Below are 21108 nucleotides of genomic sequence, written 5' to 3' on the forward strand. Positions count from 1 at the left end.
ACGCAACAGAATTGACTATCAGGAGCGAATAATGCAACTCAATCCCTCTGAGATCAGCGAGCTGATCAAGAGCCGGATCCAGGGCCTTGAAGCGAGCGCAGACGTTCGCAACCAGGGCACCGTGATCTCCGTGACCGACGGTATCGTGCGTATCCACGGTCTGTCCGACGTGATGCAGGGCGAAATGCTCGAATTCCCGGGCAACACGTTCGGCCTTGCGCTGAACCTCGAGCGCGACTCGGTCGGCGCGGTGATTCTCGGCGAATACGAACACATCTCGGAAGGCGACATCGTCAAGACGACGGGCCGCATTCTCGAAGTTCCGGTGGGTCCGGAGCTGATCGGCCGCGTGGTCGACGCGCTCGGCAACCCGATCGACGGCAAGGGTCCGGTCAACGCGAAGCTGACCGACGCGATCGAAAAGATCGCCCCGGGCGTGATCTGGCGCAAGTCGGTGTCGCAGCCGGTACAGACCGGCATCAAGTCGATCGACGCGATGGTGCCGATCGGCCGCGGCCAGCGCGAGCTGATCATCGGCGACCGTCAGTGCGGCAAGACCGCGGTGGCGCTCGACGCGATCATCAACCAGAAGGGCAAGGATCTCATCTGTATCTACGTCGCGATCGGCCAGAAGGCTTCGTCGATCATGAACGTGGTGCGCAAGCTCGAAGAAACCGGCGCGCTCGAATACACGATCGTCGTCGCCGCTTCGGCGTCGGAATCGGCCGCGATGCAATACCTCGCGCCGTACGCCGGCTGCACGATGGGCGAATACTTCCGCGATCGCGGCCAAGACGCGCTGATCATCTATGACGACTTGACCAAGCAGGCTTGGGCGTACCGTCAGATCTCGCTGCTGCTGCGCCGCCCGCCGGGCCGCGAAGCGTACCCGGGCGACGTGTTCTATCTGCACTCACGTCTGCTCGAGCGTGCGGCTCGCGTGTCGGAAGAGTACGTCGAGAAGTTCACGAACGGCGAAGTGAAGGGCAAGAGCGGTTCGCTGACGGCGCTGCCCGTGATTGAAACGCAGGCCGGCGACGTGACCGCGTTCGTGCCGACCAACGTGATCTCGATCACCGACGGCCAGATCTTCCTGGAAACCGACCTGTTCAACGCAGGCATCCGCCCGGCAATCAACGCCGGCGTGTCGGTGTCGCGCGTGGGCGGTGCCGCCCAGACGAAGGTCGTGAAGAAGCTGTCGGGCGGTATCCGTACCGACCTCGCGCAGTACCGTGAACTGGCAGCGTTCGCGCAGTTCGCATCGGATCTCGACGAAGCCACCCGCAAGCAGCTCGAGCGCGGCCGCCGCGTGACCGAACTGCTGAAGCAGCCGCAGTATCAGCCGCTGCAGGTATGGGAACTGGCCGTGTCGCTGTTCGCGGCGAACAACGGCTATCTCGACGACCTCGACGTCAAGGACGTCCTGCCGTTCGAGAAGGGCCTGCGCGAATATCTGAAGACGAGCCACGCTGACCTCATCAAGCGTATCGAAGACACCAAGGACTTGTCGAAGGACGACGACGGCGCGCTGCATGCCGCTCTGAAGGACTTCAAGAAGTCGGGTGCCTATTGATCCGCGAGGGACACCTTGAAGCGGCGCGGGCCGCGTAAAGCGCCCGCACCGCTTCGGTCAAGGAGCAAGCAATGGCTGGAATGAAGGAAATTCGCGGCAAGATCAAGAGCGTGCAAAACACGCGCAAGATCACCAAGGCGATGGAGATGGTGGCGGCATCGAAGATGCGCCGCGCGCAGGAACGCATGCGCGCTGCCCGTCCGTATGCCGACAAGGTCCGCGCGATCGCCGCGCACATGAGCCGCGCGAACCCGGAGTACCGCCACCCGTTCATGGTGGCGAACGACGAAGCCAAGACCGCGGGCATCATCCTCGTCACGACCGACAAGGGTCTGTGCGGCGGTCTGAACACGAACGTGTTGCGCGCGTCGGTGCAGAAGTTCAAGGAGCTGGACGAGAAGGGCCAGACGCTCGAAGCCACCGCGATCGGTAGCAAGGGCCTCGGTTTCCTGAACCGTTTCGGCGCGAAGGTGATCTCGCAGGTCGTGCATCTGGGCGACACGCCGCACCTCGACAAGCTGATCGGCGCGGTGAAGACGCAGCTCGACCAGTACTCGGAAGGCAAGCTGTCGGCCGTTTATATCGCGTACACGCGCTTCGTCAACACGATGAAGCAGGAAGCGGTGATCGAGCAACTGCTGCCGCTGTCGTCGGAGCGTCTCGAGCACACCGACGAGATGCCGGCCACGTCGTGGGATTACATCTACGAACCGGACGCGCCGGCAGTGGTGGACGAGCTGCTCGTGCGTTACGTCGAGGCGCTGGTGTACCAGGCCGTCGCGGAAAACATGGCGTCCGAGCAATCGGCGCGGATGGTCGCGATGAAGGCCGCGTCGGATAACGCGAAGACGGTGATCAGCGAACTGCAGCTGGTGTACAACAAGAGCCGTCAGGCCGCGATCACGAAAGAATTGTCGGAGATCGTCGGCGGCGCCGCCGCGGTGTAAGCGGGCGGATGTCCCACGCTTCGAAACAGCGCCTTTGCGCGAGTGAAGAATCAGGTATTTAAAGGAAAAGCGATGAGTACTACTGCTTTGGTAGAAGGCAAGATCGTACAGTGCATCGGCGCCGTTATCGACGTGGAATTCCCGCGCGACAGCATGCCGAAGATTTACGACGCGCTCATTCTCGATGGCTCGGAACTGACGCTCGAAGTCCAGCAGCAGCTGGGCGACGGCGTGGTTCGCACCATCTGTCTGGGTGCATCCGACGGCCTGCGCCGCGGCCTGGTGGTGAAGAACACGAACAAGCCGATCTCGGTGCCGGTCGGCAAGCCGACCCTCGGTCGGATCATGGACGTGCTCGGCCGCCCGATCGACGAAGCCGGTCCGATCAACAGCGAACACACCCGTTCGATCCACCAGAAGGCGCCGGCGTTCGACGAACTGTCGCCGTCGACCGAACTGCTCGAAACGGGCATCAAGGTGATCGACCTGATCTGCCCGTTCGCAAAGGGCGGCAAGGTGGGTCTGTTCGGCGGTGCGGGCGTGGGCAAGACCGTCAACATGATGGAGCTCATCAACAACATCGCGAAGGAACACGGCGGTTACTCCGTGTTCGCGGGCGTGGGCGAGCGGACCCGTGAAGGGAACGACTTCTACCACGAAATGAAGGACTCGAACGTTCTCGACAAGGTCGCGCTGGTGTACGGCCAGATGAACGAGCCGCCGGGCAACCGTCTGCGCGTTGCGCTGACCGGCCTGACGATGGCCGAGCACTTCCGTGACGAAGGCCTCGACGTGCTGTTCTTCGTCGACAACATCTACCGTTTCACGCTGGCCGGTACCGAAGTGTCGGCACTGCTCGGCCGGATGCCGTCGGCCGTGGGCTATCAGCCGACGCTGGCTGAAGAAATGGGCAAGCTGCAGGAACGCATCACGTCGACCAAGAAGGGCTCGATCACGTCGGTGCAGGCCGTGTACGTCCCTGCGGATGACTTGACCGACCCGTCGCCGGCGACGACCTTCGGCCACTTGGACGCAACCGTCGTGCTGTCGCGTGACATCGCTTCGCTCGGTATCTACCCCGCGGTGGATCCGCTCGACTCGACGTCGCGCCAGATCGACCCGAACGTGATCGGCGAAGAGCACTACTCGATCACGCGCGGCGTGCAGCAGACGCTGCAGCGCTACAAGGAACTGCGCGACATCATCGCGATTCTGGGCATGGACGAACTGTCGCCGGAAGACAAGCTGTCGGTCGCCCGCGCGCGGAAGATCCAGCGTTTCCTGTCGCAGCCGTTCCACGTCGCTGAAGTGTTCACGGGCTCGCCGGGCAAGTACGTGCCGCTGAAGGAAACGATCCGTGGCTTCAAGATGATCGTCGAAGGCGAGTGCGACCACTTGCCGGAACAGGCGTTCTACATGGTCGGCACGATCGACGAAGCCTTCGAAAAGGCCAAGAAGATCCAGTAACGGTTCGGGATCGGAGTAAGCGCCGAAGCGCTTGCTCCCGTCGACCGCCGCAGGGCAGGAGTCAGCGCTGAAGCGCTCACGCTTGCCAACTGCGGCATGGGGCGGGAGTAAGGGCTGAAGCGCTCACTCCCGCCGACAGGAGTCGATATGGCAACCATCAAAGTAGACGTCGTCAGCGCGGAAGAGCAGATCTTCTCGGGCGAGGCGAAGTTCGTCGCGCTGCCGGGCGAAACGGGTGAGCTGGGTATTCTGCCGGGTCACACGCCGCTCATCACGCGGATTCGTCCGGGCGCGGTGCGCATCGAGGTCGAGAGCGGCGCCGAAGAGTTCGTGTTCGTCGCGGGCGGCATTCTCGAAGTGCAGCCGGGCGCCGTGACGGTGCTCGCGGACACCGCGATTCGCGGCAAGGATCTCGACGCGGCGAAAGCCGAGGAAGCGAGAAAGCGCGCGGAAGAAACGCTGCAGAACGCGAAGTCGGATCTCGACCTCGCGAAAGCGCAGTCGGAACTCGCGACCGCCATGGCGCAGCTCGAAGCGATCCAGCGTCTCGCGAAGATTCGCAGCAAGCACTGAAGCTCGCGCTTCGGTCGGGAAAAAGCAGCCTTCGGGCTGCTTTTTTTTGTTATGGCGTACTTGGCATCGGACACGTACCGGGTAAGACTTGATGTCAGATTGTCGTAAGTGGATGGCAGAATAATCGGACACCGACGATTCGATACGGAGACGGGTTCATGACGGCGGACGGACGCGGCGCAGCACTGATTGCACCCCGGGACGGGCTTTCCTATGTGCGGGGCTCGACCGAGGTGCCGCTTAGCGAAGCGACCGTCGGGCAGTTCCTGCGCGATACCGCGCAGCGTTTTCCCGATCGGCCCGCGGTCGTATTTCGCGAGCAGGGAGTGCGATGGACCTGGCGGGAATTCGCCGATGAGGTCGACGTGCTGGCGGCGGCACTGGTCGAACGCGGGGTCGTCAAGGGCTACCGGGTCGGCATCTGGTCGCCGAATCGGGTGGAGTGGCTGCTGACGCAGTTCGCGACCGCGCGGATCGGCGCGGTGCTCGTCAACATCAACCCGGCCTACCGGCTCGCGGAACTCGAGTACGCGCTGAACAAGGTAGGCTGCACGCTGCTGATCGCGGCGGAGCGCTTCAAATCGTCGGCCTACGTCGAGATGCTGGAGGAACTGGCACCGGAACTGGCCGAGCATGCGCCGGGCGAACTGCGCGCGGCCCGTGTGCCGGCGCTTCGCACGATCGTGTCGATGACGGCTGTCGCGCCGCGCGGCATGCTGAGTTTTGCCGATCTGCTGGCGGGCGGACGCGCCGTGCGCGATACCGCGCGGCTCGACGCGCTCGGCGCGGCGCTGGCGTCGCGCGAGCCGATCAACATCCAGTTCACGAGCGGCACGACCGGCAGCCCGAAGGGCGCGACCCTCACGCACCGCAATGTCGTCAACAACGCGCGCTCGATCGCGAGCGTGATGAAACTCACCGAGCAGGACGCGCTGTGCATCCCCGTGCCGCTGTATCACTGCTTCGGGATGGTGCTGGCGGTGCTCGCATGCGTGTCGGTCGGCGCGAAGATGGTGTTCCCCGGCGAAGCGTTCGAGCCGGGCGCGACGCTCGCGGCCGTGGCGGACGAACAGTGCACCGCGCTGCATGGCGTGCCGACGATGTTCATCGCCGAGCTCGATCACCCTGAATTCGCCCGCTTCGATTTGAGCACGCTGCGCACCGGGATCATGGCGGGCTCGCCGTGTCCGATCGAGACGATGAAGCGGGTCGTGTCGGGGATGCACATGGCCGAGGTGACGATCGCGTACGGGATGACGGAAACCAGCCCGGTATCGTTCCAAAGCTCCACCACCGACACGCTCGAGAAGCGCACGACGACGGTCGGCCGCATCCAGCCCCATCTCGAGGCGAAGATCGTCGATCCGCTCGGTCGGATCGTGCCGGTCGGCGTGACGGGCGAGCTGTGCACGAAGGGCTATTCGGTGATGCGCGGCTATTGGGACGAGGAGGCGAAGACCGCGGAGGTGATCGTCGACGGCTGGATGCGTACCGGCGATCTCGCCACGCTCGACGAAGAGGGGTTCTGCAACATCGTCGGCCGCTTGAAGGACATGCTGATTCGCGGCGGCGAGAACATCTACCCGCGCGAGATCGAGGAATTCCTGTTCCGGCACCCCAAGATCCAGAGCGCGCAGGTGTTCGGCGTGCCCGATCCGAAATACGGCGAGGAAGTGTGCGCGTGGGTGGTGCTGCGCGCGGGCGAGACGATGAGCGAGGAGGAATTGCGCGAGTTTTGCCGCGGCCAGATCGCGCACTACAAGGTGCCGCGCTATGTGCGGTTCGTCGACGAGCTGCCGATGACCGTGACGGGCAAGGTGCAGAAGTTCGTGATGCGCGACCGGATGATCGACGAACTGCACCTGAACGTGCCGCGAACGGCCTGAGCGGGCGGGGCCCGTTGCGTTTTCTATGGACGAAAAAAAGCGGGCTTATGAGCCCGCTAAAAACCACACGCTACGGGGTTAGCGCGAGGAGACCAAGGGTGGAACGCTTCGGCGGGGGCCGAAGACGACTCCAACAAGGATGCCCCTAAGAAGGGCTTCGGTACGAGACCGACGGACTTTCGACGTGCTTTGTATCCGCTCACACTCGGCACAAAAGACCGCATCCGTGTTGAAACCGTGAGAAGCATTTTGGGCGAATTGCCCATACTGCGCGGTAACAAAGTGTTTCAGGTTGTAACGCACGCCAGATAAGGCTCTCCGGGATTTTTTACTGTTTTACAACGCGTCGAAAACGTCATTTTTACCGCTTCCTCGGGGTGTCTTTCCGGTGGTGTGCCGAGCCCCTTTTTGCGACGTGCTAGGCTCGTAGCGAAGCGCGCCCAAAATCGGGCGCGATCCATTTATCGGGACCGGGATGAACGTGACGGACACCAGCCTGAGAAGGATTCTGCAACGCGACAAGGTGATCGCGGTAGTCGGCCTTTCGGACAGGCCATCTCGCCCGAGCCATGAGGTGGCCGCCTACCTGCAGCGGCACGGCTACCGGATCGTGCCCGTCAATCCGCGGCTGGCCGGCGAGACCGTGCTGGGCGAAACGGTCCATGCGTCGCTGGCCGACGCACAGGCGGCGCTGGCATCCGAGGGTGCCGCGATCGGGATGGTCGATGTGTTCCGCAAATCCGCCGACGTGCCGTCCGTGGTCGCCGATGCGATCGCGATCGGCGCCCGCTCTCTGTGGCTGCAACTCGACGTGAGGCACGATGCGGCCGCCGCGCAGGCCGAGGCGGCGGGGCTCGATGTCGTGACGGACCGCTGCGTGAAGATCGAGCATCGGCGACTGAGCGCCGGATAGGCGCGGGCCGGGCGAACGCTAGATCACTTCAGCCACTTGTCCGAGATCGAGCGGTACTCGCCGGTCTCGCGCGCCAGGTGAAGCCACTGGTCGACGTACTGCTGGAACACCACGTCGCCGCGCGGCAGCATGTACGCCTTTTCGCCGAACTGGAACGGGCGGTCCGGATGCACGGAGCACAGGCCCGGGTTCAGCTTCTGCTGCAGCAGTGTTTCGGAGGCGTCGGTCACCATCACGTCCGCGCGTCCCGCGAGGATCTCCTTGAAGATCGTGACGTTGTCGGGATAGACGGTGAGGTTCGCGTGCGAGAGGGACTGTTTCGCGAAGCGCTCGTTGGTGCCGCCCGGATTCACGATCACCCGCGTCGACGGCCGGTCGATCTGCGCGACCGTCTGGTACTTGTCGACGTCGGCGCAGCGCACGATCGGCGTTTTGCCGTCGGTGGCGTACGGCGCGGTGAAGAACACGCGCTTTTGCCGGTCGAGCGTCGTCGAGACGCCGCCTACCGCGATATCGCATTTCGCGACGAAATCGCCGGTCAGGGTCGGCCAGGTGCTTTTCACGAACGCCGTTTTGACGCCCAGCGATTTCGCGAGCGATTCGGCCATGTCGATGTCGATGCCCTCGAAGGTGCCGTCCGCCCGGTAGTACGAATAGGGTTTGTAGTCGCCCGTCGTGCACACGCGCAGCGTGCCGCGTGCCAGCACCTCGTCGAGCCGGGACGGCGCGGCGGTTTGGGCATGGGCCGCGCCCGCGCAGCAGGCGAGCGCCGTGCCGAGTGCGATCAGCGTCTTGTTCATGGATCTCCTTGAAAGCCGGGTTGTTTCAGCCTGCGATGATAACGGAGCCGTTTCGCGCGTCATATGGCCGCCGAACGCGGGCGGCGGCGCGGCCCGGCGCGCGGTGTCCGGTAGAATGCCCCTTTGCCTCACGCTTCGTTCGCTTCCACCGTGGCCCATACCCTGCTCAACGACACCTTCCTGCGCGCGCTGCTGCGCGAGCCGACCGACTACACCCCGATCTGGCTGATGCGCCAGGCAGGCCGTTATCTGCCGGAGTACAACGCAACGCGCGCCCGCGCCGGCAGCTTCCTCGGGCTGGCGAAGAATCCCGATTACGCAACGGAAGTCACGCTGCAGCCGCTCGAACGCTTCCCGCTCGATGCGGCGATCCTGTTTTCCGACATCCTGACGATTCCGGACGCGATGGGCCTCGGCCTCGATTTCGCTGCCGGCGAGGGGCCGAAGTTCGCGCATCCGGTGCGCACCGAGGCCGACGTCGCGAAGCTCGCGGTGCCCGATATCGGCGCGACGCTCGGCTATGTGACCGACGCGGTTCGCGAGATCCGTCGCGCGCTGACGGACGCGCAAGGCCGTCAGCGGGTGCCGCTGATCGGTTTTTCGGGCAGCCCGTGGACACTGGCGTGCTACATGGTCGAGGGCGGCGGGTCGGACGATTTCCGCACGGTGAAGTCGATGGCCTATGCGCGGCCCGACCTGATGCACCGGATTCTCGAGATCAACGCGCAGGCGGTGGCGGCGTACCTGAACGCGCAGATCGAGGCCGGCGCGCAGGCGGTGATGATTTTCGATACCTGGGGCGGCGCGCTGGCCGACGGCGCTTACCAGCGCTACTCGCTCGACTACATCCGCCGCGTGGTGGCGCAGCTCAAGCGCGAGCACGACGGCGTTCGCGTGCCGGTCATCACATTTACCAAGGGCGGTGGCCTGTGGCTCGAGGAAATCGCGCAGACCGGCGTCGACGCCGTGGGGCTCGACTGGACGGTCAATCCGGGCCGGGCGCGTGAGCGGGTGGCCGGGCGGGTGGCGCTGCAAGGCAACCTTGACCCCACGATCCTGTTTGCCCCGCCGGCGGCGATCCGTGCCGAGGCGCGCGTGGTGCTCGACAGCTACGGCAATCATCCTGGCCACGTGTTCAACCTCGGCCACGGCATTTCGCAGTTCACGCCGCCCGACCACGTCGCCGAACTGGTCGACGAGGTGCATCGGCATAGCCGGGCAATCCGTAGCGGAGCCGTGTCCTGATTGCAAATAGGGACATGCTGCACCGCGGAGGGCGGGGCGCGCACCGGGGTGTCTAAACAGGGCGCAACCCCCCGCCCAATGGTGCTCTTATGCTTGTCAAGGCTTGACTTATACACATTTCGCACGTTGCAGCGCGGTAGAGCGGCGCGTCGGTGAATTCATCTCGCTATGGCGATGGAAAATAGATAGCGGCCTTACGGGATAAGGCTTTGCGGTCCTTGCTCCTAATCTCGAAAAAGCAGCGGCCGGCCGGACGCGACGCCGTTTCATCCCGATCCGGGGCAAGTTCTCAACAAAGTTATCCACAGCTCGGACGGGCTCGCCGCGATTCCCAATGAGAATCCAAAACTTAGCGCCGAAAGTGATGTTTTACTTTAACTTCGCCCGCGCCTTCGGCCGCTGCCCGGTGGCCCCACTCCGATGACGGATCGATTCGTTCGCGTCGCACTCGACCATCCGCTGCAAACGCTGTTCGACTACCGCTATCGCGCGGAGGATGCACCGCCCGTGCCGGGCATGCTCGTCCAGGTGCCGTTCGGCAAGCGCTTGGCGGTCGGGCTGGTTTGCGAAGTGACCGCTCACAGCGACGTTCCCGCGAGCCGGCTGCGCGATGTCGAATCGGTGTGCGCCGAGCTGCCGCCGCTGTCTCCGCACTGGCTCGACCTGGTGTCTTTCGCCGCCGACTATTACCAGCGCGGCCGCGGCGAGGTGGCGCTGCCCGCGTTGCCTCAAGCCCTTCGCGACGCATCCCGCTGGGGGCGGCTGTTGGCGCCGGAGCTGCGCTACCGGCTGCTGCCGGCGGGCCGGGCCGCGCTGCCCGACGCGTTGCCGGCTCGCGCGGGCGCGCTGCGCCGTCTCGCGCAGGCGCTGGGCGACACCGTGTCGCTGTCGCTCGCCGAGGTGCGCGCGCTGCACCCGAAGGCGGCCGCGGTGCTCGACGACTGGCAGGCGCGCGGCTGGGCTGCTTGCGATGAGATCGCGGCCGCCGCGGCCGGTGCACAACTTGTGGATAACTCAACCGCGGCGGCGGTGCTGCCGCAGCTTACCGATCAGCAGGCCGAAGCGCTCGACGCCATCACGACGGCGCAAGGCTTCGCGCCGTTCCTGCTGCATGGCGTGACGGGCAGCGGCAAGACCGAGGTGTATCTGCATGCGCTGGCGGCGCTGCTGTCCGCCCGGCCTGACGCGCAGGCGCTGGTGCTGGTGCCCGAAATCAACCTGACGCCGCAGTTCGAGGCCGCTTTCCGCGCGCGCTTCGCGGCGAGCCTGCCCGACGGCGCGATCGTGACGCTGCATAGCGGTCTCGCCGAGGGCGAGCGCGCCCGTCACTGGCTGGCCGCGCACACCGGCCGCGCCCGGATCGTGCTCGGCACGCGGCTCGCGGTACTCGCGTCGCTGCCCGCGCTCGCGCTGATCGTGGTCGACGAGGAGCACGAGCCCGCCTACAAGCAGCAGGAAGGTTTGCGCTATTCGGCGCGCGACCTGGCCGTCTGGCGCGCGAAGCACCTGGCGATTCCGGTGGTGCTCGGCTCGGCCACGCCGTCGCTCGAGACCTGGTGGCAGGCCGAACAGGGCCGCTACACGCGGCTCACGCTGTCGCGCCGCGCGGTGGCCGACGCGGTGCTCCCGTCCGTGCGCCTGATCGATCTCGAGGAGGAACGGCGGCGCGGCCGCGCGTCGCTGGGCGGGCTGTCGGGGCCGCTCGTCGCCGCGCTGAAAGCGCGCGTCGAACGCGGCGAGCAGAGCCTCGTGTTCCTGAATCGCCGGGGCTATGCGCCGCAACTCGCGTGCGATGCCTGCGGCTGGGTGGCCGGCTGCCCGCGCTGCAGTGCTTACGTCGTCCTGCACAAGCCCGAGCATGCGCTGCGCTGCCATCACTGCGGTTGGGAAGCGCGCATCCCGCGTTCGTGCCCGGAATGCGGCAACGTCGATATCGCGCCGCTCGGGCGCGGTACTCAGCGCGTCGAAGAAACCCTGGCGGAAGCCGTGCCGGGTGCACGGATCTTGCGGATCGACGCCGACAGCACGCGCCGCAAGGGCAGCGCGCAGGCGCTGTTTTCGGACGTCCATGCGGGTGAGGTCGACATCCTGGTCGGCACGCAGATGATCGCGAAGGGGCACGATTTCCAGCGCGTGTCGCTGGTCGGCGTGCTCAACGCCGATACCGCGCTGTTTTCGCACGACTTTCGCGCGAGCGAGCGGCTGTTCGCGCAGCTGATGCAGGTGAGCGGCCGGGCCGGCCGCGCGGGGCTGCCGGGCGAGGTGCTGATCCAGACGCGCTATCCGCGCCATGCGCTGTATCACGCGCTCGCGCGCCACGACTACGTCGGCTTCGCGAATGCGACGCTCGGCGAGCGTCGTGATGCGCACTTGCCGCCGTTCGTCTATCAGGCGCTGCTGCGCGCGGAAGCGCGCACGCTCGATGCCGCGCTGGGTTTCCTCCAGCAGGCGGCCGGGGTGCTGTCGGGTTTGCCGGGAGCGGAGCGCGTAACGGTGTACGACGCGGTGCCGATGACGATCGTCAAGGTCGCGAACGTGCATCGGGCGCAACTGCTGCTCGAAAGCGCGTCGAGAGCCGTGCTGCAGCACACGCTGCGCGCGTGGCAACCGGCCCTGCGGGAACTGAAAGGGGTGCTGCGCTGGAGCGTCGAAGTCGACCCGCTCGATATCTGACGCGTTACTCGTGCGCCCCGCGTACCGTACGGAAACGCCGGCTTTCCGCCATGCGCCGTTCGACGCGCGCGCGCATGAAAGCCTGACTCAACACCGGCGACGCGCCGCGCACGAACACGATCACGCACGCTACCCAGCCTGCCAACACCATTCCGATGACTACCCAGCTATCCATCCTGCCTCCTCGCGTCCGCAAAGAGGCGGCCGCATGCTACCCGGGTATACGGCCACATTCCGCCGTTTTTCGAGCCGGTAGAACTGACAGGAATCAGGGAAAATACTGATCGGCCGAGCCGCTGGCAAGATCGGGTTGCACGTCGTCAACGTATTGATAACAAAGCATTTTATTTGGGTGCAACCGTCTATTTGATTTGGTTGCACCTTTTTATTGGGTGACTTACGATTCCGCGAGTCTTTTCAAGTCATCCGCCGGCATCGGGCCGGCGCTAGAAGGAATCATGGCAAGCACCACCCTAGGCGTCAAAGTCGACGATCTGCTCCGCTCGCGCCTGAAAGACGCAGCGTCGCGGCTCGAACGCACCCCCCACTGGCTGATCAAGCAGGCGATCTTCGCGTATCTCGAGCGCATCGAGCACGGCCAGTTGCCGCCGGAGCTGTCCGGCCACCAAGGCGTCACGGACCTGTCGGACAGCCACGCCGACTCCGACGAAGACGGCGTGCCGCATCCGTTCCTCGAATTCGCGCAGAACGTGCAGCCGCAATCGGTGCTGCGCGCGGCGATCACGGCCGCGTATCGCCGGCCCGAGCCGGAATGCGTGCCGTTCCTGCTCGGCCAGGCGCGCTTGCCGTCGAACCTTGCCGCGGACGTGCAGACGATGGCGGCCACGCTGGTGGAGGCGCTGCGCGAGAAGAGCACGGGCGGCGGCGTCGAGGGGCTGATCCACGAATTCTCGCTGTCGAGCCAGGAAGGCGTCGCGCTGATGTGTCTCGCCGAGGCGCTGCTGCGGATTCCCGACCGCGCGACCCGCGATGCGCTGATTCGCGACAAGATCAGCAAGGGCGACTGGCGCTCGCACGTCGGCCATGCGCCGTCGCTGTTCGTGAACGCGGCCACCTGGGGTTTGATGATCACGGGCAAGCTCGTGACGACGAACAGCGAGGCGGGCTTGTCGTCGGCGCTCACGCGGCTGATCGGCAAGGGCGGCGAGCCGCTGATCCGCAAGGGCGTGGACATGGCGATGCGCCTGATGGGCGAGCAGTTCGTGACCGGGGAGACCATTTCCGAGGCGCTCGCGAATAGCCGCAAGTACGAAGCGCGCGGCTTCCGCTATTCGTACGACATGCTCGGCGAAGCCGCGACGACGGAAGAGGATGCGCAGCGCTACTACGCATCCTACGAGCAGGCGATCCACGCGATCGGCAAGGCCGCGGGCGGGCGGGGCATCTATGAGGGCCCGGGCATCTCGATCAAGCTGTCGGCGCTGCACGCGCGCTATTCGCGCGCGCAGCAGGAGCGCACGATGATCGAACTGCTGCCGCGCGTGCGCTCGCTGGCGCTGCTCGCGCGCCGCTACGACATCGGCTTGAACATCGACGCGGAAGAGGCGGACCGCCTCGAACTGTCGCTCGATCTGCTCGAGGCGCTGTGCTTCGATCCGGAGCTGGCCGGCTGGAACGGCATCGGCTTCGTCGTGCAGGCGTACCAGAAGCGCTGCCCGTTCGTGATCGACTATCTGGTCGATCTCGCGCGCCGCAGCCGTCACCGCTTGATGGTGCGGCTCGTGAAGGGCGCGTACTGGGATTCCGAGATCAAGCGCGCGCAGGTGGACGGCCTCGAAGGCTATCCGGTCTATACCCGCAAGATCTACACCGATGTGTCGTACCTCGCGTGCGCGAAGAAGCTGCTCGGCGCGCCCGATGCGGTGTACCCGCAGTTCGCGACGCACAACGCGCACACGCTGTCGGCGATCTACCACCTCGCCGGCCAGAACTACTACCCCGGCCAGTACGAGTTCCAGTGCCTGCACGGGATGGGCGAGCCGCTGTACGAGGAAGTGACGGGCCGCGACAAGCTGAACCGTCCGTGCCGCGTTTACGCGCCGGTCGGCACGCATGAAACGCTGCTCGCATACTTGGTGCGCCGGCTGCTGGAGAACGGCGCGAATACGTCGTTCGTGAACCGCATCGCCGACAAGACGGTCGCCGTGAAGGAGCTGGTGGCCGATCCGGTCGACGAGGCGTCGAAGCTGGTGCCGCTCGGCGCGCCCCACGCGAAGATCCCGCTGCCGCGTCAGTTGTACGGCGACGAGCGTCTCAACTCGATGGGGCTCGATCTGTCGAACGAGCACCGGCTGGCGTCGCTGTCGTCGGCGCTGCTCGCGAGCGCGCACTATCCGTGGCGCGCCGCGCCGCTGCTCGCCGACGACGCGCTGGCCGATGCGCCGGCGCGCGACGTGCGCAACCCGGCCGATCTGCGCGATCTCGTCGGGACGGTCAGCGAGGCGACGGCCGAGCATGTGAGCGCCGCGCTCGCGCATGCGGTGGCTGCCGCGCCGATCTGGCAGGCGACCCCGGTCGATGCGCGAGCCGATTGCCTCGCGCGAGCCGCCGACCTGCTCGAAGCGCAGATGCACACGCTGATGGGTCTCGTGGTCCGCGAGGCGGGCAAATCGTTGCCGAACGCGGTGGCGGAGATCCGCGAGGCGATTGACTTTCTGCGCTACTACTCGGCGCAGATCCGCGACGAATTTTCGAACGACACGCACCGCCCGCTCGGTCCGGTGGTGTGCATCAGCCCGTGGAACTTCCCGCTGGCGATCTTCATGGGACAGGTGGCCGCCGCGCTCGCGGCCGGCAACACCGTGCTCGCGAAGCCGGCGGAGCAGACGCCGCTGATTGCCGCGGAAGCGGTGCGGATCCTGCGCGAGGCCGGCGTGCCGGCCGGCGCGGTGCAGCTGCTGCCGGGCGACGGCGAGACCGTGGGCGCGGCGCTGGTGGCCGATGCCCGGACCCGCGCGGTGATGTTCACCGGCTCGACCGAAGTGGCGCGGCTGATCAACAAGACGCTGTCGTCGCGCCTCGATCCGGACGGCAAGCCGATCCCGCTGATCGCGGAAACGGGCGGCCAGAACGCGATGATCGTCGATTCGTCGGCGCTCGCGGAGCAGGTGGTCGCGGACGTGATGCAGTCGTCGTTCGATTCCGCGGGTCAACGATGTTCGGCGCTGCGCGTTCTGTGTCTGCAGGACGACGTTGCGGACCGTACGCTGACGATGCTGAAGGGCGCGATGCGCGAGCTGGCGCTCGGCAACCCCGATCGCCTGTCGGTCGACGTCGGGCCCGTGATCGACGCCGATGCGAAGCGGATGATCGATACGCACGTTGCCGCGATGAAGGACAAGGGGCACGGCGTGACCCAGCTGCCGCTGCCGGACGGATGCGCGCAGGGCACGTTCGTGGCGCCGACGCTGATCGAGATCGGCAGCATCGACGAGTTGAAGCGCGAAGTGTTCGGCCCGGTGCTGCATGTCGTGCGCTACCGCCGCAACGCGCTCGACAAGCTGCTGGAGCAGATTCGCGCGACGGGATATGGTTTGACGCTCGGCATTCATACGCGGATCGACGAGACGATCGCGCACGTGATCGGCCATGCGCATGTGGGCAATATTTACGTGAATCGCAACGTGATCGGCGCGGTGGTGGGTGTCCAGCCGTTCGGCGGCGAGGGGTTGTCGGGCACGGGGCCGAAGGCGGGCGGCGCGCTGTATCTGCAGCGTTTGCTGGCTACGCGGCCGGCTGGTCTGCCGCGTTCGCTGGCGACGTCGCTCGTCGTCGATGCGGTGGCGGAGGGTGGGGCGCGCGATCATCCGGCGCAAGCGTTGACGGTGCTGCGCGATTGGTTGATCGAACAGCGCGAGCCCGTGCTGGCGGCGCGTTGCGACGGCTATCTGTCGCATGGGCTGGCGGGCGCGACGGCCGTGCTGGCCGGGCCGACGGGCGAGCGCAATACGTATACACTCGGCGCGCGAGGCACGGTGCTGTGCGTTGCCGCGACGGCGGGCGGCGCGCGTGCGCAGTTCGCGGCGGTGCTGGCGACGGGCAATCGGGCGCTGTTTTCGGGCGCGGCGGGCGAGGCGCTGGCGGCGGCGTTGCCGGCGGGGCTGAAGGCGCATGCGGGTGTGCGCAAGCAGGCGGACGCCGTGTTCGACGCGGTGCTGTTCGAGGGCGACAGCGATGAGCTGCTCGCGCTGGTGAAGGAGGTGGCGCAGCGGCCGGGGCCGATCGTATCGGTGCAGGGCGTGGCGGCTGGCGCGCTTGGGCAGGGCGACGAGGATTACGCACTCGAGCGCCTGTTGACGGAGCGCTCGGTGAGCGTGAATACCGCGGCGGCGGGGGGCAATGCGAATTTGATGACGATCGGCTGAGCAATCCTGGCTGGTCGATTCACACAAACGGAAGCGGCAAGGCGAACCCGAAGTCGCTCCATTTACCCTGGTATTAGGAGAAGCTATGCAACACACGATGAAAAAGCTGGCAGGCGCAACGTTCGTTGCCGTCATGTCGCTTGCGGGGACGGCGCATGCGGATGACGTCAAGGTGGGTTATGCAGGGCCGATGACGGGCGCGCAGGCCCACTATGGCAAGGACATGCAGAACGGCATCGTGCTTGCGATCGAGGACATCAATGCGACGAAGCCGGTGATCGGTGGCAAGCCGGTCAAGTTCGTGCTCGACACGCAGGATGACCAGGCCGATCCGCGTACCGGCACGACGGTTGCGCAGAAGCTGGTCGACGACGGCATCAAGGGCATGCTCGGCCACTTCAACTCGGGCACGACGATCCCGGCTTCGCGGATTTACGCGAACGCGGGCATTCCGCAGATCGCGATGGCGACCGCGCCGGAATACACGCAGCAGGGCTACAAGACGACCTTCCGCATGATGACGTCCGACACGCAGCAGGGTTCGGTGGCGGGTACGTTCGTGGTGAAGGATCTCGGCATGAAGAAGATCGCGATCGTCGATGACCGTACCGCGTATGGTCAGGGTTTGGCCGATCAGTTCGAGAAGGCGGCGAAGGCGGCGGGCGGCACGATCATCGATCGCGAGTTCACGAACGACAAGGCCGTGGATTTCAAGGCGATTCTGACCAAGCTGAAGGCCGTGAAGCCGGACATCGTGTATTACGGCGGTGCGGATTCGCAGGCAGCGCCGATGGCCAAGCAGATGAAGACGCTGGGGATCACGGTGCCGCTGATGGGCGGCGAGATGGTCAAGACGCCGACCTTCCTGAAGATCGCGGGCGACGCGGCCGACGGTACGATCGCTTCGCTGGCGGGCCTGCCGCTGACGGAAATGCCGGGTGGCAAGGCATACGCGGACAAGTACAAGAAGCGCTTCGGCGAAGACGTGCAGACCTACTCGCCGTATTCGTATGACGGCGCGATGGCGCTGTTCGATGCGATGAAGAAGGCGAACTCGACGGACCCGGCGAAGTATCTGCCGCTGCTCGCGAAGACCGACATGGCAGGGGTGACGTCCACGCATATCGCGTATGACGCGAAGGGCGATCTCAAGAACGGCGGGATCACCATGTACAAGGTCGAGAAGGGCGTCTGGACGCCGCTGAAGAGCATCGGCGGGAAGTAACGGGTTCGGTTTTTTTTGCGGTTGCTGTTTGAGGGGTGAGGTTTTTCTGGGCTCTTCGCCGAAATCGGCGGGGAGGTCGGGGGCTTCATCCCTCTTTGCTTTTGTTCTTTTGGGGGTTTCTGTCGTTGAACTTGTTTTCGTGTCGGTCTATCAGCGTCGCCCCTCCCCGGGGCAGGGGTCACTTTTCTTTGTCTTGCCAAAGAAAAGTAACCAAAAGAAAGTCGCTTTCCCGATCCAAGCTTAAGGTGCCCTCATAAAACAAACTGGCCCAGCACCTAAGTGTCCACCACGTTCAAAACGCGAATAGGCGCGCGCAGGCACCGTGACATCGCACCACGAAACAGAGTGGTATGCCCCCAGTCCGCTCCATCCTCGCAAGCTCGGACATCGGGTACATCATCCACGCACAAGCAAACGGTCCCGGCACATAAACCTCTTGACCTCCATACCCGCCCATCGTCATTCAACGACGCCCCCCTTCCTTCCACCATCTCCAGACCCACATGCAACAACGCCCGCATTCATCACTGATATGCGGGCGCTGCTGATTGATCGACGAATCCGGAGCGGGCGATATCAGTTCGACCGCCCGCAAACATCTCGAGCAGGGGTGAACCTGACGTCCGAGCGAAGCGAGGATGGAGCGGACTGGGGGCATACCACTTCGTGCCGTGGTGCGATGCCTCAGTGCCTGCGCGCGCCTATCCGCGTTCTCATCGTGGTGGACACTTAGGTGCTGGGCCAGTTCGTTTTATGAGGGCACCTTAAGCTTGGATCAGAAAAGCGCCTTTCTTTTGGTTACTTTTCTTTGGCAAGACAAAGAAAAGTGACCCCTGCCCCGGGGAGGGGCGACGCTGATAGACCGACACGAAAACAAGTTCCCCGCCCAAATCGGGTTCCCCACCTGAATATGAATCTCAACGCCTAAGCGAAGAGAAAAAGACTAACGCTGAGCGAAGAGAGCGTGCTTGAAATGAATGACGTTGGGGAGGAGTTGAAGCGAAGGGTACCGCAGCCTTATTCCTATGACTTCCCCTCATACCTCTTATGAAAAACTTTCGATTGCTGGTCGAAATTGGCTGGGGCTAAATCCCTCGACGGTTGCGCGCGTGGTTGGGCGACCGAGGGCGAACAGCCACCCGCGTCGCGAGAAACATTCGGAAAGAAAGAGGAGAACCAGCATGCAGAGCACCGCCGCGCCCCGTTCGAAGCTCCCTGACGTCGGCACGACGATCTTCACGGTGATCGGCCAACTGGCCGCCGAACACGATGCATTGAACCTTTCGCAGGGCGCCCCCAACTTCGCCCCTGATCCGGCCTTGATCGAATGCGTCAGTCGCGCGATGCGCGACGGACACAACCAGTACGCGCCGATGTCCGGCATCGCCGCCCTGCGCGACGCGCTTGCCGACAAGACGGAGCGCCTGTACGGCAGCCGCTACGATCCCGAAAGGGAAATCACCGTGATCGCGAGCGCGAGCGAAGGGCTCTACGCTGCGATCAGCGCACTCGTACACCCCGGCGACGAAGTGATCTACTTCGAACCGTCGTTCGACAGCTACGCCCCCATCGTCCGGCTGCAAGGCGCGACGCCCGTCGCGATCAAGCTGTCGCCCGACACGTTCCGGGTGAACTGGGACGAGGTGGCGGCCGCGATCACGCCCCGCACGCGGATGATGATCGTCAACACCCCGCACAACCCGACCGCCACGATCTTCAGCGACGCCGACATCGCCCGGCTCACGCAGCTGACCCGCGACACCGGCATCGTGATCCTCTCCGACGAGGTCTACGAGCACGTCGTGTTCGACGGCGCAGGCCATCACAGCATGGCGCGCCATCGCGAACTGGCCGAACGCAGCGTGATCGTGTCGTCGTTCGGCAAGTCGTACCACGTGACCGGCTGGCGGATCGGCTATTGCCTTGCGCCCGCCGCACTCATGGACGAGATCCGCAAGGTGCACCAGTTCATGGTGTTCTCGGCGGATACGCCGATGCAATACGCATTCGCCGAAGCACTCGCCGACCCGTCCAGCTACCTGGGCCTGAGCGCGTTCTACCAGCGCAAGCGCGACCTGCTTGCCGGCGAACTCGCTGGATCGCGATTCGAACTGCTGCCGAGCGAAGGCTCGTTCTTCACGCTCGCGCGGTTTCACGCAATCTCGGATCAAAGCGACAGCGACTTCGTCCTGCGGCTGATCCGCGATGCGCGCGTCGCGACGATTCCGCTGTCCGCGTTCTATACGGACGGCACGGATACCGGCCTGATCCGCCTTAGCTTTTCGAAAGACGACGCGACGCTGGTCGAAGGCGCCCGCCGCCTGCGCCGCCTGTGAGCGCGCCCGATTCCCACCGATTTCAAGGAGAGCCTCGATGAAACGACTGGACTTCTGTCTCGCGCTGGCCTGCGCACTGGGTGCCGCAACCGCAACCGCCGCCGGCGCGGCGCTCGCCGATATGCCGCAGACGCTGCGCTTCGGCCTGGAAGCGCAATACCCGCCGTTCGAATCGAAGGCGCCGAACGGCGAACTGCAGGGCTTCGACATCGATGTCGGCAACGCGGTCTGCCGGACGGCGAAACTCAGCTGCAAATGGGTGGAAACCTCGTTCGACGGACTGATCCCGGCGCTGCAGGGCCGCAAGTTCGACGCGATCAACTCGGCGATGAACGCGACCGAGCAGCGCCGCCAGGCAATCGAGTTCTCGACGATCATCTATCGCGTGCCGACCCAACTGATCGCGCGCACGAAGAGCGGCCTCTCGCCGACGCCCGACGCGCTGAAAGGCAAACGGGTAGGCGTGCTGCAAGGCTCGATCCAGGAAACCTATGCGAACGTGCATTGGGCCTCCGCCGGGGTCGCCATCGTCGCGTACCAGGATCAGAACCAGGCCTACACGGATCTGGTCGCGGGTCGCCTCGACGGCACCCTCGTGCTCGCGCCCGCCGGACAACGCGGCTTCCTGTCCCGGCCGGACGGCAAGGGCTTCGGGTTCGTCGGCCAGCCGGTGCGCGACGACCGGATCCTCGGCAGCGGCATCGCGTTCGGGCTGCGCAAGGGCGACGACGCGCTGAAGGCCCGGCTCAACGCGGCGATCGACCAACTGAAGACGGACGGCACGGTGAAGTCGCTCGGCCGGAAGTATTTCGGCGACATCGACATCTCCGCCAAGTGACGCGTGTCCCCGCGATGAATGGCATCGCCACGCCCGGCCACGCGCCCCCGCCGGCCGATGCGCTCGAGGCGGCGCTCGCCGCCGAACGCGGCGAGGCGATCGTCACGGCTTCCGCCGACCGGACGAGGATATCGGCCTGATCGGCAACGCCTGATCCTCGGATTCGCGGAATCCGGTCGGAGAGACGTAAGCGAGGGCGTTGCGGTACGTGACGTACTCAACCAGCAGCCTTGCATCCGCACGCTGA

15 protein-coding genes and 2 pseudogenes are annotated in these 21108 nt (G+C 65.1%); 14 read left to right on the forward strand and 3 right to left on the reverse strand.

The genetic code is table 11. From position 1 onward, the window contains the following. Positions 1-31 precede the first annotated feature (31 nt). The 6 genes from atpA to RZR99_RS08590 all read left to right on the forward strand — a co-directional run bounded on the left by atpA (position 32) and on the right by RZR99_RS08590 (position 7359). Positions 32-1573 carry a F0F1 ATP synthase subunit alpha gene (gene atpA, locus RZR99_RS08565; protein WP_323119318.1) on the forward strand — a complete coding sequence of 514 codons (1542 nt, stop codon included), beginning with the start codon at positions 32-34 and terminating at the stop codon, positions 1571-1573. Positions 1574-1644: 71 nt separating this feature from the next. Beyond that, positions 1645-2520, forward strand: a complete 876-nt coding sequence (gene atpG / locus RZR99_RS08570; protein WP_323119319.1) for a F0F1 ATP synthase subunit gamma — start codon at positions 1645-1647, stop codon at positions 2518-2520. A 72-nt stretch (positions 2521-2592) separates the two neighbouring features. Next, positions 2593-3987 (forward strand): F0F1 ATP synthase subunit beta, encoded by a 1395-nt coding sequence (gene atpD, locus RZR99_RS08575; protein ID WP_323119320.1) that lies wholly within the window; start codon positions 2593-2595, stop codon positions 3985-3987. A 147-nt stretch (positions 3988-4134) separates the two neighbouring features. Continuing rightward, positions 4135-4560, forward strand: coding sequence for a F0F1 ATP synthase subunit epsilon (locus tag RZR99_RS08580; protein ID WP_323119321.1), 426 nt, complete (start codon positions 4135-4137; stop codon positions 4558-4560). Between the two features lie 158 nt (positions 4561-4718). Continuing rightward, a complete protein-coding gene (locus RZR99_RS08585; RefSeq protein ID WP_323119322.1) occupies positions 4719-6446 on the forward strand; it encodes an AMP-binding protein in 1728 nt (575 codons plus the stop codon). Positions 6447-6921: 475 nt separating this feature from the next. Further along, positions 6922-7359, forward strand: coding sequence for a CoA-binding protein (locus RZR99_RS08590; RefSeq protein WP_323119323.1), 438 nt, complete (start codon positions 6922-6924; stop codon positions 7357-7359). Between the two features lie 23 nt (positions 7360-7382). On the opposite strand, the gene RZR99_RS08595 is transcribed toward RZR99_RS08590, so the two are convergent. Then, positions 7383-8159 (reverse strand): transporter substrate-binding domain-containing protein, encoded by a 777-nt coding sequence (locus tag RZR99_RS08595; RefSeq protein WP_323119324.1) that lies wholly within the window; start codon positions 8157-8159, stop codon positions 7383-7385. Between the two features lie 150 nt (positions 8160-8309). Here RZR99_RS08595 and hemE point away from each other — a divergent pair, with 150 nt between their 5' ends. Further along, entirely contained in the window at positions 8310-9404 is a 1095-nt protein-coding gene (hemE, locus tag RZR99_RS08600) for a uroporphyrinogen decarboxylase (RefSeq protein ID WP_323119325.1), read from the forward strand. A 420-nt stretch (positions 9405-9824) separates the two neighbouring features. Next, positions 9825-12077, forward strand: a complete 2253-nt coding sequence (locus RZR99_RS08605; protein ID WP_323119326.1) for a primosomal protein N' — start codon at positions 9825-9827, stop codon at positions 12075-12077. Positions 12078-12081: 4 nt separating this feature from the next. Here the strand turns inward: RZR99_RS08605 and RZR99_RS08610 are convergent, their stop codons facing one another. Continuing rightward, positions 12082-12252 (reverse strand): hypothetical protein, encoded by a 171-nt coding sequence (locus tag RZR99_RS08610; RefSeq protein ID WP_323119327.1) that lies wholly within the window; start codon positions 12250-12252, stop codon positions 12082-12084. A gap of 283 nt (positions 12253-12535) precedes the next feature. Here RZR99_RS08610 and putA point away from each other — a divergent pair, with 283 nt between their 5' ends. The 3 genes and pseudogenes from putA to RZR99_RS08625 all read left to right on the forward strand — a co-directional run. Then, positions 12536-16462, forward strand: a complete 3927-nt coding sequence (putA, locus tag RZR99_RS08615) for a trifunctional transcriptional regulator/proline dehydrogenase/L-glutamate gamma-semialdehyde dehydrogenase (protein WP_323119328.1) — start codon at positions 12536-12538, stop codon at positions 16460-16462. Positions 16463-16547: 85 nt separating this feature from the next. Further along, positions 16548-17687 (forward strand): branched-chain amino acid ABC transporter substrate-binding protein, encoded by a 1140-nt coding sequence (locus RZR99_RS08620; RefSeq protein ID WP_323119329.1) that lies wholly within the window; start codon positions 16548-16550, stop codon positions 17685-17687. Positions 17688-17826: 139 nt separating this feature from the next. After that, positions 17827-17916, forward strand: a pseudogene (locus tag RZR99_RS08625) (ion transporter); the annotation flags it as partial. A gap of 550 nt (positions 17917-18466) precedes the next feature. Here the strand turns inward: RZR99_RS08625 and RZR99_RS08630 are convergent. Further along, positions 18467-18556: pseudogene (locus RZR99_RS08630) on the reverse strand (ion transporter); the annotation flags it as partial. Positions 18557-18868: 312 nt separating this feature from the next. Between RZR99_RS08630 and RZR99_RS08635 the strand changes: the two are divergent. Genes RZR99_RS08635 through RZR99_RS08645 form a run of 3 tightly spaced genes read left to right on the forward strand, consistent with a single transcriptional unit; the run spans position 18869 to position 21001 of the window. Continuing rightward, complete coding sequence (locus RZR99_RS08635; protein WP_323119330.1) at positions 18869-20023, forward strand: pyridoxal phosphate-dependent aminotransferase; 1155 nt, start codon at positions 18869-18871, stop codon at positions 20021-20023. Positions 20024-20060: 37 nt separating this feature from the next. After that, positions 20061-20861 carry a transporter substrate-binding domain-containing protein gene (locus tag RZR99_RS08640; protein WP_323119331.1) on the forward strand — a complete coding sequence of 267 codons (801 nt, stop codon included), beginning with the start codon at positions 20061-20063 and terminating at the stop codon, positions 20859-20861. Positions 20862-20875: 14 nt separating this feature from the next. Continuing rightward, entirely contained in the window at positions 20876-21001 is a 126-nt protein-coding gene (locus RZR99_RS08645) for a hypothetical protein (RefSeq protein WP_323119332.1), read from the forward strand. The last annotated feature ends 107 nt before the right edge of the window (positions 21002-21108 follow it).

Origin of the sequence: Burkholderia alba, from assembly GCF_034721475.1 — a bacterium.
Lineage (GTDB): Bacteria > Pseudomonadota > Gammaproteobacteria > Burkholderiales > Burkholderiaceae > Burkholderia > Burkholderia alba.